Source organism: Eikenella sp., assembly GCF_057315495.1.
Window position 1 is genome coordinate 1 of the sequence record NZ_DBHKXY010000060.1, and the last position, 10,571, is coordinate 10,571.

Here is a 10,571-nt window from a genome sequence, read left to right on the forward strand (position 1 = left end):
CGAAAGTAGGACACTGCCAAACACCTATTGATGACACCCGCCTAACGGCGGGTGTCATTCTTTATGGGACAGAATGTAGAAGAAAGAATGAAAAGAAAGCAGAGTGAAGGGGAGCCGGAGAAAGAATGGGTGGGATGAGAGTGGAGAGAGCAGAGAAGAAAAGAGGCTAGCTGAAACCTGCAGTTAGCCACCTTTACCTTGGATGAGAATTATTTGATCTGTCTATAGAGTTGGATAACCGGGGCTTTTTCGCAGGCTTCTACCAAGGTTGGCACAATGCGGGTAAAGTGTGCAGAAGCGGAATGGGTATCCAATACAGCCTGGTTTTGCCATAACTCGATGAAGCTGACTTGGTTGGGTTGTTGGGTATTTTGGTATAGGTGGTAAGACAGGCAGCCGTTTTCCTTGCGGGTTTCGGCAATCAATTCGTCGCAGTGTTGCAGGAATTTATCCAGTTCGGCGGGTTTGACTTCGAATTGGGCAACTACAGTAAGCATAATGACTCCTTGGTGTTATTTGGATAGATGATTGGTAACATTTGATTTAGGCTACCTGAAAGCAGTGTAACAGATTTTCTGGTTAAAGCCGCCGATTTCTTCATACCGCATGCATTCAGCGTGCTGTGCTCCCATATTGCTTACTACTTTGCTGCTTTGTATGCTAAATCAGCTTTAGGAATGGCTAGTTTTTTTAATTTTATTTCGCTTTGCATAAGGACAATAAAGGCTACCTGAAAATTTGATTTCAGGTAGCCTTTGTTTTGATGGCAGGGTTAATGCCGATGTTTAGCCTTCATAGTGCTCGATGCTGGGGCAGGAGCAAACCAAGTGGCGGTCGCCGTATACATCGTCGATACGGTTTACACTCGGCCAGAATTTGTTCTCGCGCACATAGGGCAGGGGGTAGACGGCTTCTTCGCGGCTGTAGGCACGTTTCCATTCGCCGGTTACATCAGCGGCGGTGTGCGGTGCGTTGACCAGCGGGTTGTCGTCTTTCGGCCATTCACCACGCTGTACTTTCAGCGCTTCCTGCTTGATTTGCTTCATCGCGGCGATGAAACGGTCGAGCTCGGCCTTGCTTTCGCTTTCGGTGGGCTCGATCATCAGCGTACCGGCCACGGGGAAAGACATGGTCGGGGAGTGGAAGCCGTAGTCCATCAGGCGCTTAGCGATGTCCACTTCGGTGATGCCGCTTTCGGCCTTGAGCGGGCGCAGGTCGATGATGCATTCGTGCGCCACGCGGCCGTTTTTGCCGGTATAGAGCACCGGGTAATCGGCGGAGAGCTGCTTGGCAACGTAGTTGGCGTTGAGCAGGGCGGTTTCGGTGGCCTGGCGCAAACCGTCTGCCCCCATCATGCTAATATACATCCAAGTAATCGGCAGGATGCTGGCGGAGCCGTAGGGTGCGGCAGATACGGCACCCATGCCCACAGTGGCGCCTTCTACCGGTGCCACGACGTGGCTCGGCGCAAACGGGGCGAGGTGGGCTTTCAAGCCGATGGGACCCATGCCGGGGCCGCCGCCGCCGTGCGGGATACAGAAGGTTTTATGCAGATTCATGTGCAACACGTCGGCACCCACTTCGGCCGGCTGCATGATGCCGACTTGGGCGTTCATATTGGCGCCGTCCATATACACCTGGCCGCCGTTTTCGTGGATGATGCGGCAGATGTCGCGGATGCCTTCTTCATACACGCCGTGGGTGGACGGGTAGGTAATCATCAGCGCGCCCAGCGTATCTTTATGCTGTTCGGCCTTGGCTTTCAGATCGGCAATATCCACGTTGCCGTGCTCGTCGGTATCCACGATCACAATCTGCATACCGGCCATGTGGGCGGTGGCGGGGTTGGTGCCGTGGGCGGAGCGCGGAATCAGGCACACGTTGCGCTCGGGGTGGCCTTGCGCTTCGTGGTAGCGGCGGATGGTCACCATGCCGGTGTATTCGCCTTGCGCGCCGGAGTTGGGCTGGATACAGATGGCGTCGAAGCCGGTAACGGCCTTGAGCTGCTCTTGCAGGCCGTGGATCATTTCCAGGCAGCCTTGCACTTGTTCGCGCGGGGCAAATGGGTGCACATTGGTGAATTCCGGCCAGGTAATCGGAATCATCTCAGCAGTGGCATTCAGCTTCATGGTGCAGGAACCGAGCGAAATCATGCTGCGGTTCATGGCCAAGTCGCGCTCTTCCAGTTTTTTCAGATAGCGCAGCATTTCGTGTTCGGTGTGGTAGCTGTTGAACACGGGGTGTTGCAAGATGGCACCTTTGCGCTGCAGGTTTTCAGGTAGCCTGCTGGCGGGCGCGTTCTCGGGCAGGGCAGCCGCCTTGCCGGTGAACAATTCAACCAGTTGGGCAAACTCTTCGGCGCTGGAGGTTTCGCTGAAGGCGGCAGCCAGTACGTTCTCGCCAATGCGCAGCAGGTTGAAGCCGGCATCCAGCGCTTTTTGATACACGCCGTCGGCTTGCACCTTGCTGCCGAAATCTACGGCTACGGTGTCGAAGAATACCGAGTGCACCACTTTGCCACCGGCAGCCTGTACCGCATCGGCAAAAGCAACAGCCAGCGCATGGATACGGCTGGCGATGCGGTTTACGCCTTCGGGGCCGTGATACACCGCATACATACCGGCCAAGTTGGCCAGCAGCACCTGCGAAGTACAAATATTGGAATTGGCTTTTTCACGGCGGATATGCTGCTCGCGGGTTTGCAGCGCCATACGCAGCGCCTGCTTGCCGGAAGCATCCACCGATACGCCGATGATGCGGCCGGGGGCGGATCGTTTGTCTTTATCTTTAAACGCAAAGTAAGCAGCGTGCGGGCCGCCGAAGCCCATCGGGATACCAAAGCGCTGGGTGCTGCCCAAGGCAATGTCGGCGCCCAACTCGGCGGGTGCTTTCAGCAGCACCAGGCTCATGATATCGGCAGCCACGGCCACTACTGCACCTTTGGCTTTTACAGCGGCAATCACGTCGCCCAAATCGGCCACGTCGCCGTCTTTGCCCACGTATTGGAACAGCGCGCCGAAGTATTCGCCGTTGCGAGCGGTGTCGAAATTGCCCACTACCAGCTCGAAATCGAAATATTTGGCTCGGGTTTTGATTACGTCCAGCGTTTGCGGGTAAACGCGCTCGTCCACAAAGAATTGGTTGGATTTGGATTTACCCACGCGGCGCGCCATGGTCATGGCTTCGGCAGCGGCGGTGGCTTCGTCGAGCAGGGAGGCACCGGCCAGCTCGAAGCCGGTGAGGTCGATACATACCTGCTGGAAGTTCAACAAGGCTTCCAAACGGCCTTGCGACACTTCGGCCTGATAGGGCGTATAGGCGGTGTACCAGCCCGGATTTTCCAGCACATTGCGCAGAATCACGTTTGGCAGGCGGGTGGGGTAGTAGCCCAGGCCGATATAGCTTTTATTGATACGGTTTTTGGCGGCGATGCCCTTGAGCTTGGTCAAGGCATCGGCTTCGCTCAATGCTTCGGGCAGCTGCAGCGAGCCGGGCATACGTACGCTTTGCGGCACGGTGTGCTCCACAAAGCTGCTCACATCTTTTTCGCCCAACGCAGCCAAAAGGGAGGCGCGGTCGGACAGGCTGAGGTGGCGGCCGATAAAGTCGTTGTGGTGGAAAAGTTCGTTAAACTTCATGATCCTGCATCCTTTCTACTTGCTCAGTGTTGAGATGGTGGGGGATTGGAACAGACGGCCGTATTGTAGCGTAAATCAGGGTGCTTGCGGCAGATGCGGCAAAGATTCTGCCATTTTCTGCCGATGGTTTTCAGGTAGCCTCAGCGGGGGCGGCGGATAGATGGTTTAGATGGCAATGATGGTTACAGGTCATCGGCGGAAGAGGTGCACGCCGTGCAGACGGAAGGGCGGATCGGGGTGTTCGGCCAGCAGGTATTCCCGCCCGTTTGCTCGGGCGATGGCGAAGCAGACTAAGGGGCGCCGCCGTGGAAGAGGTACAGTTTATCCGCTTCGCGCCGCCAATCGCCGCCGCAGCCGCAGTCGGTTTCCCCTGTGCAGGCGGCTAATTCGGCTTTACTGGGCTCGTATTCCAGCTCGAAGCTGCCGTTGCGGTGGAGCCGTAAGGTGTGTTGCGGGCTACGGTAGGTGGCGGTGCGGTTGACGAAGCTGCCGTCCCATATGAGTTTGAGTATGGCGGGCAGGTCGAGCAGGGTGGTGATGCTACCGGGATCGAACAGGAGGAGCAGCCAGTAATACCACGGCTCCGCCCACTTTATGCTGCCGAGGAAGAGCAGGATGGGGCTGACCAAGGGGGTGAGCGAATAACCTTTGCGCAGGAAGAGCCGGTTGCATGAGGCGATGAGGGCAAAAAGGATGAGGGCAGGATAGGCGGTAACGGGCATGGCGAGTTTGGGAAAAGGCTACCTGAAAATATTGGCGGGTTTGTGCGTAAACGGCAGGCGGCCATATTTATCGCGAATTAAAGGTTAGGATGCCGCTGCGTTGACTTGGGCTGGCCGCATTGTCCGTATTGTCTGCGGCTTGCCGACTTGCCCTGTTCTTATTCGAATCCGCCTTACAGACGCACATTATTTTTCAGGTAGCCTTTCTGTTTATTCATCCCACTCTTCTTCGTCCTGCCAAGCTTTATCCAGCGCGTGGCGGATGGAGTCGCTGTCGAAGCCGCGGTAGGCGAGGAAGCGGGTGGCGGGTTTTCGGTGGGTGGAACTGGCGGTGTTGGTTTGCAGGCGGCTTGTGTCTTTCAGGTAGCCTGTATTTTTCAGGTAGCCTTTTGGGCGGGCAGGGAAAACGGGAACGGAGTTTGTCCGTTCCCGTTGGTTTTGCGGCCGGAGGCGCGGCGGGGCTATTCTTTGGGATTCCAGATGTATTTCAAGTCGTTCCACACTGCGCCGCCGTGGTCGGAGTCGGCTACGCCGTAGTTTTTGAAGCCGAAGCGGCCGTACCATTCGATGAGGTGGTCTTTGCAGGTGAGGATGATGCCGCGTTTGCCGCGCGCTTTCATGGTATCGATGTAGTGCTGCATCAGCTGGGCGGCGATGCCGCGCTTGCGGTATTCGGGCAGCACGACGAGGCCGAACACGGCGGCGTAGTCGCCGTTGGGTTTGTGCAGGGTGGCGTCGGCGTAGTATTCGTCGGGCAGGTCGGGCACGTCGGAGACGCTGCCGTTGATGAAGCCGACGGCTTTGCCGTCTTCTTCGGCCACGAAAAACTGCTCGGGGAACACGCGCAGGCGGTCGGTGATGCGCTCGAGGCTGGCGGCTTCGGCGGGCGGGAAGCCGGCGGCTTCGATGGCAGCGAGCACGGGGGCTTCGTTTGCATGGGCGGGGCGGATAACAATCGATATGGTTTTTCCTTTCGTGGAGCGCAATCGGGAAGCGCAGGGCGCTGTGTGCGGCGGCTCTATCTTTTGATCGAATGGTGCTGCAAATGGTTGCGGCGGTTGGAAATTCCCGCTGTGCTCAGCGGGGTGTGGGTGTGATATGGGCTGATTGGGGCGGGTTTCAAGGGCTGGGGCGGAAATTTTTGGGGAGAATTTGAGAATGGATTGTTATTTGTTGTTTGTGATTGGAATGTTATTTTTGGTGGCTGTATTTTGGCCTTGTGGAAGCCTATGATGTGTTTTCAGGTAGCCTGATTGGCCTGCCATTGTTGGCGCAGCAGGGCTTTGAAGCGTTCCTGCTCGGCTTGGAATTTTTTCGGCAGCATCAGGCTGATGAGTTTGGGCAGGCGGTGTTGGGCGATGAGTTCGCCGATGAGGGAAACGTCTTTCAAATTGCGCGTGCCCATCAGTTCCAAGCCTTCCAATTGCGGCATTTGCTCCAAGCCGTTTAGGCTGCTGATGGCGGGGTTGATGAGGTCGATGAAGGTAAGATTTTTTAACCCGACAAATTCGGTCAAATCCTTGCCTTTGTAGGAATACAGGCTGACGCTTTTCAAGCCCGCTGCCTGAGCGATGTTAATGATGTGTTTGGGGTCGGCGGGGTTGGCTTGCAGCGATTCCAAAGCGCTGATGCGCGAAACGTCTAGCTGGGGCATTTTTTGTCCCAAATATTCAGTTTCCTCAGCTTGGGCATGGCGTATAGCTGCTCAACGTTTTTGATTTCGATGATTTCCCACGGCAGTTCTTCTATCCACAGCTCTTCCAGCTCGGGACAGAGGGCGAGTGGGGCAAAATCGACGGCGGCGGGCTGGCGTACCAGTGTTTCTCGTTCTGCGATGGTTGCTTTGCACAAAGCGGGGTAGCCGATTTGCAAACCGGCGCCATGCTGTTTGGCCAGCTGCACGCCTTCTTCCAAAAAGTTGGCGGGAACGTCAATCTTGTTAATCGGGTAGGGGCTGCTGTGCTGCCTGTGCCGAATAAATTTGTTCATGCGGTGTCCTTTGTTTTGAAGCAGTAGGTCGGGCATTGATGCCCGACATTTTTTCTATGCTTGCCGGTGTCGGGCATCAATGCCCGACCTACGGGCTACCTGAAAATGGGATTGGGGATTTTCAGGTAGCCTTTGTGCGCGGCGGCAGGCGGCTAATCGCCGAACCATTCGTCGTCGGGCAGGGCGGGGGGTGGCTCTGCCCAGGCGTGGGCGAGGGCGTGGCGGATGGTGTCATGGTCGAAGCCTCGGTAGGCGAGGAAGCGGGCGGCGCGCTGGCGCTCGTTCCAGTCGGCGGGCGGCTGTTTGAATTTTTTGGCCAGCACGGCGCAGGCGGTGGTGCGTTCGCTGTCGCGGTCGGGCAGGGTGGCTGCGATGAGTTCGTTGTCCAGCTTTTGCTGTTGCAGACCTTGGGCGAGGCGCAGGCGGCCGTAACGGCTGCTTTTGCTGTATACGTAGCTTTCGGCGTAGCGCTGATCGGATTGCCAGTTGCGGTTGGCAAACTCTTGCAGCAAAGCATCGATTTCGGCGGGATCTTCGGCATAGGGCGCGAGTTTGCGTCGCAGTTCGGCTTGCGACATTTCCCGCCGCGACAATAAATCTAGGGCGCGGCTGCGCAGGGATTTAACGTCGGTCATCGGGGCGCAGGCGGTCGTAGATTTCGGGTAGGGTGCTGACAATCCAATCCGCGCGGGTGGCGGGATTCTCAGCCAGTTGATCCATATCGGCATAGCCGTAGCGCACGCCGATGGCAAAACAGCCGGCGGCTTTGGCGGCGAGGATGTCGTTGCGCGAATCGCCCACCATCGCCATGTTTTCCGGCTTCACGCCCAATACTTCGGCGGCGTGCAGCAGCGGTGCGGCATCGGGTTTGCGCTGCGGCAGGGTGTCGCCGCCCACCACGAGGCTGAACAGGTCGGCCAGGCCCAGGCGGCGAAGCAGCTCGGCGGCCCAGGCTTCGCGTTTGTTGGTGATTACGGCCAGCGGGATACCGAGGGTTTTCAGGAGCTGGAGGCCGGTTTTTACTTCGGGGTAGATGTAGGTGTGGCGGTCGAGGTGTTCGGAATAATGTTGGGCAAACACGGCGAAGGCGCGCTGCCACACTTCATCAGGGGCTTGGCCGTCCGGATCGGCAGTGAGGGCACGGTGCACGAGCTTGCCCACGCCGTCGCCCACGTAGGACATCATCAGTTTTTCGTCGAGTAGGGGCAGGTTTTCGCTGCGGCGGGCTTCGTTGGCGGCAGCGGCGAGGTCGGCAAGGGAATCGACTAAGGTGCCGTCCAAATCAAAGGCGGCGGCGTGGATTTCGGGGCGGGTATTCATGGTGTGGCCTCGGAGGTTTGATAAAAAATGATAGCGGATTTTAGCATGGGGCTGGTGATAAGAAGGCTACCTGAAAGTTTCAGGTAGCCTGTTAAGGCTTACAATGCAGCGTGGATTTCCTGCCGGATTTTATCGAGGAAACGGCCTTGCGGCACGAGTTCGGCGGCTTGGGCGTAGTCTGCCTGCTGAAAGGCGGTGCTGAGTTTGGCCAGCAGCCGGGCCTCTTCGGCAGCCACTTGGCTATCCAGCGCAGCAAGCCGTTCGGCAGAGTTTTCGGCGCGGGCTGCGGCCAGTTCTTCGCGCCATTCCATTTGCTGCATTAGAAACTCGGGATCGAAGGAGGTGCGCTCTTCAGAATCGGCCTGAATGCCTTGTGCCTGCAGCAGCAAAACGGCGCGCTCCAGCGGCCGGCTGAGGCGGCGGTAGGCTTCGTTTACGGCGGCGGCCATCATCACGGCCTGCTTCTGCTCGAAGGCGGAAGCGGTGGCGGTTTTGTCGGGATGGAAGCGGGCGGCCAGTTGGCGGTAGGTTTGCTCCAGCGCGGCGGGGTCGAGGTCGAATTGCGCGGGCAAGTTGAAAAGTTGGAATTCGCGCGGCATGTGTGTGCTTTCAGGTAGCCTGTTCTAAAGATGGAATATTGTATAGGCAAACGCCAAGATGAGGCTACCTGAAAACGGCGGCAGTCGGTTTTGCTGAGGTACGCTGCATCTGCTTTCAGGTAGCCTGCAAGCGCCGCGGCTGGCGGAAGGGCGGCGGCTTGCTATACAATACGCGCCCTTACCGTTTGAAAGAAATGCGATTATGCCCTACCAACAAGCCAGTATTCCGATTGGTGCTGACCGTGCCGAGCAGTTTTCCGATGCGTTAATGGCGGCCGGTGCATTGTCGGCCGCGATTGAAGATGCCTATGCCGGCACAGACGAAGAACAGGCTATTTTCGGCGAGCCGGGCGAAGAAAGCGGCCAAATTTGGCAGCGCAGCTTGGTGATTGCCCTGTTTGACGACCAATGCAACGTTGCCGCCGCCGTGGCTGCCGCGGCCAAGGAATGCCGGTTGGAAGTGCCGCCCTACCGCATCGAGCAGTTGCCGGAGCAGGATTGGGTACGCCTCACGCAATCGCAGTTTGATCCCATCCGCATTTCCGGCCGGCTGTGGATTGTGCCCACCTGGCACGATATTGCCGACCAATCGGCCGTAAACCTGCGGCTCGACCCCGGCTTGGCTTTCGGTACGGGCAGCCATCCCACCACCCGCTTGTGCCTACAATGGCTCGATGAAAATATCCAAGCTGCCGACCGCGTGCTCGACTACGGCTGCGGCTCCGGCATTTTGGCCATTGCCGCGCTCAAACTCGGTGCTGCCGCCGCCGACGGCGTGGATATTGATGAGCAGGCTATTGTGGCCAGCCGCAGCAATGCCGAGCAAAACGAAGCAGAAGCCCGTTTTTTCCTGCCCGACGACTTGCCGGAAGCAGAATACGATGTGGTGGTGGCCAATATCCTGGCCAACCCGCTGCGCCTGTTGGGCGGCATGCTGGCTTCGCGTACCAAGGCGGGCGGGCGGATTGTGCTTTCCGGCATTTTGGAAGAGCAGGCCAAAGAGCTAAACGGCATCTATAGTGAATGGTTCGATATGCAGCCGCCGGTTGCCGAAGGCGGCTGGGTACGTTTGGTGGGCGTGCGCAAAGCCGGATAACCCGCCAGTAATGCCGTAGAGCCGTTTCAAACGGGAGCGAAACCAGGCAAGCCAAGGCCGCGCATCCTTCTTTTTTGAAACGGCTAAATTCATGGTAAATGGTTTGGCGAGAGTGAACCGCCAGCATAAATCCTCTGCAAAATATACAAAAAACCGACAGTTAGCCGCTAAAAGGCTACCTGAAAATGGTAAAACCGCATTAATTTTCTTAAAATAGCGGCCGAAACATCAGTATTTGGATTGCCGACACATGAAAACCGTCAAACTCAGTTGCCCCCGCTGCCAAGCGGAGAATCATTATGCCGTAGCCGATTTGCAGGCAGCCAACGGGCGGGTGCAGTGCAGCCAGTGCCGGCACGCCTTCACGGTAACGCGCAAGCCGAAAGCCCAGAGTTCCCCAGCCGCCCAAGCTGAAATTCTGCAGGAAGACGTGATTCACACCAAAATGCCCCTGCGCGAAAAACTCGCCCGCCTCAAGCAGCAATCTGCCGCCTTGGCCGCACAGCAGGCCGGACAAGATGCCGACGAATCCCTGCACACCCAGAAAAAACCGCTGGCCGCCGAGCTGGACGAAATCGACAGCCGCCTGCGCCGCCAGCGCATGGCGCTGGATAACGACACCGGCCACGCCATGCCCTTCAAATTGGCTGAAGCCGAGCGCACTGCCAACAGCACCGATGCCATCGAGGCCCTGCTGCAACGCTCTGCTGCTACCCCGCCGCCGCCCGCCGTACTGCCCAGCATCGACACCCTGCTCAAAAGCGCGCAATCTACCGCTGCCGGCCATGGGCAAACCCAAAACATCCACATCCAGGCTGAGAGCTTGGTGTTCAACTTAGTATCCGGCCGCGACCCCGGCGGCATCCAGCTGCCTGCCGCAGCCAAGCTGCCCGCCGTTATCGACCAGCCCGCCGACAACCTGCTCTCTGCGCCTTCTAGCCATCCGAGTGTTCCTGCATCTGCCGCTGCCGTACACAGCGAATTCAACTGGACGCTGGCTTCGCTGGCTGCGCTCACAGTATTGATTATGCAGCTGTTTTATTATTTGCTGATTATGAAGCACTAAATCACAGCGCCGAATATGAGAAGGCTACCTGAAAACTAGAAAGACTGGTTTTCAGGTAGTCTTTTATGATTTTGGAAGTAAGGGCTATTTCGGCATAAGTAACAAAAAAGGTGCTAAAGCCCCCCCGCAAGCCTTATCCTG

The 10,571-nt window shown here is 57.5% G+C and carries 12 protein-coding genes; 2 read left to right on the forward strand and 10 right to left on the reverse strand.

The window, feature by feature from the left end; all coding sequences use genetic code 11:
* Nucleotides 1-209: 209 nt before the first annotated feature.
* The 10 genes from ACO6EE_RS09685 to hscB form a co-directional block, all read right to left on the reverse strand.
* The gene (locus tag ACO6EE_RS09685; RefSeq protein WP_485960810.1) at nt 210-497 is read right to left on the reverse strand and encodes a putative quinol monooxygenase; all 288 of its coding nucleotides are present in this window, start codon (nt 495-497) and stop codon (nt 210-212) included.
* A gap of 288 nt (nt 498-785) precedes the next feature.
* Entirely contained in the window at nt 786-3,638 is a 2,853-nt protein-coding gene (gcvP, locus tag ACO6EE_RS09690; protein WP_485960811.1) for an aminomethyl-transferring glycine dehydrogenase, read from the reverse strand.
* Nucleotides 3,639-3,928: 290 nt separating this feature from the next.
* A complete protein-coding gene (locus ACO6EE_RS09695; protein WP_485960812.1) occupies nt 3,929-4,360 on the reverse strand; it encodes a hypothetical protein in 432 nt (143 codons plus the stop codon).
* 210 nt (nt 4,361-4,570) lie between these two features.
* Nucleotides 4,571-4,861, reverse strand: a complete 291-nt coding sequence (locus tag ACO6EE_RS09700; protein WP_485960813.1) for a hypothetical protein — start codon at nt 4,859-4,861, stop codon at nt 4,571-4,573.
* The gene (locus ACO6EE_RS09705) at nt 4,822-5,346 is read right to left on the reverse strand and encodes a GNAT family N-acetyltransferase (RefSeq protein ID WP_485960814.1); all 525 of its coding nucleotides are present in this window, start codon (nt 5,344-5,346) and stop codon (nt 4,822-4,824) included. The genes ACO6EE_RS09700 and ACO6EE_RS09705 overlap by 40 nt, the downstream gene beginning before the upstream one ends.
* 254 nt (nt 5,347-5,600) lie before the next feature.
* Nucleotides 5,601-6,014 carry a hypothetical protein gene (locus tag ACO6EE_RS09710; protein ID WP_485960815.1) on the reverse strand — a complete coding sequence of 138 codons (414 nt, stop codon included), beginning with the start codon at nt 6,012-6,014 and terminating at the stop codon, nt 5,601-5,603.
* Entirely contained in the window at nt 6,002-6,349 is a 348-nt protein-coding gene (locus ACO6EE_RS09715; protein ID WP_485960816.1) for a hypothetical protein, read from the reverse strand. Before ACO6EE_RS09715 ends, ACO6EE_RS09710 begins: the two co-directional genes overlap by 13 nt.
* 152 nt (nt 6,350-6,501) lie before the next feature.
* Entirely contained in the window at nt 6,502-6,984 is a 483-nt protein-coding gene (gene recX, locus ACO6EE_RS09720; RefSeq protein WP_485960817.1) for a recombination regulator RecX, read from the reverse strand.
* Complete coding sequence (locus ACO6EE_RS09725) at nt 6,971-7,669, reverse strand: phosphoglycolate phosphatase (RefSeq protein WP_485960818.1); 699 nt, start codon at nt 7,667-7,669, stop codon at nt 6,971-6,973. The genes recX and ACO6EE_RS09725 overlap by 14 nt, the downstream gene beginning before the upstream one ends.
* 98 nt (nt 7,670-7,767) lie before the next feature.
* On the reverse strand, nt 7,768-8,268 hold the full coding sequence (gene hscB / locus ACO6EE_RS09730) for a Fe-S protein assembly co-chaperone HscB (protein WP_485960819.1): 501 nt from the start codon (nt 8,266-8,268) through the stop codon (nt 7,768-7,770).
* Nucleotides 8,269-8,470: 202 nt separating this feature from the next.
* On the opposite strand from hscB, the gene prmA reads away from it, so the two are divergent.
* Nucleotides 8,471-9,364 (forward strand): 50S ribosomal protein L11 methyltransferase, encoded by an 894-nt coding sequence (gene prmA, locus ACO6EE_RS09735; RefSeq protein ID WP_485960820.1) that lies wholly within the window; start codon nt 8,471-8,473, stop codon nt 9,362-9,364.
* A 250-nt stretch (nt 9,365-9,614) separates the two neighbouring features.
* Complete coding sequence (locus ACO6EE_RS09740; protein WP_485960821.1) at nt 9,615-10,430, forward strand: MJ0042-type zinc finger domain-containing protein; 816 nt, start codon at nt 9,615-9,617, stop codon at nt 10,428-10,430.
* The last annotated feature ends 141 nt before the right edge of the window (nt 10,431-10,571 follow it).

Excerpts from the sequence above, each read along its gene's own strand:
- ACO6EE_RS09685 (WP_485960810.1), bottom strand. The coding sequence starts at position 497 with ATGCTTACTGTAGTTGCCCAATTCGAAGTCAAACCCGCCGAACTGGAT.
- gcvP (WP_485960811.1), bottom strand. The coding sequence starts at position 3,638 with ATGAAGTTTAACGAACTTTTCCACCACAACGACTTTATCGGCCGCCAC.
- ACO6EE_RS09695 (WP_485960812.1), bottom strand. The coding sequence starts at position 4,360 with ATGCCCGTTACCGCCTATCCTGCCCTCATCCTTTTTGCCCTCATCGCC.
- ACO6EE_RS09710 (WP_485960815.1), bottom strand. The coding sequence starts at position 6,014 with ATGCCCCAGCTAGACGTTTCGCGCATCAGCGCTTTGGAATCGCTGCAA.
- ACO6EE_RS09715 (WP_485960816.1), bottom strand. The coding sequence starts at position 6,349 with ATGAACAAATTTATTCGGCACAGGCAGCACAGCAGCCCCTACCCGATT.
- recX (WP_485960817.1), bottom strand. The coding sequence starts at position 6,984 with ATGACCGACGTTAAATCCCTGCGCAGCCGCGCCCTAGATTTATTGTCG.
- ACO6EE_RS09725 (WP_485960818.1), bottom strand. The coding sequence starts at position 7,669 with ATGAATACCCGCCCCGAAATCCACGCCGCCGCCTTTGATTTGGACGGC.
- hscB (WP_485960819.1), bottom strand. The coding sequence starts at position 8,268 with ATGCCGCGCGAATTCCAACTTTTCAACTTGCCCGCGCAATTCGACCTC.
- prmA (WP_485960820.1), top strand. The coding sequence starts at position 8,471 with ATGCCCTACCAACAAGCCAGTATTCCGATTGGTGCTGACCGTGCCGAG.
- ACO6EE_RS09740 (WP_485960821.1), top strand. The coding sequence starts at position 9,615 with ATGAAAACCGTCAAACTCAGTTGCCCCCGCTGCCAAGCGGAGAATCAT.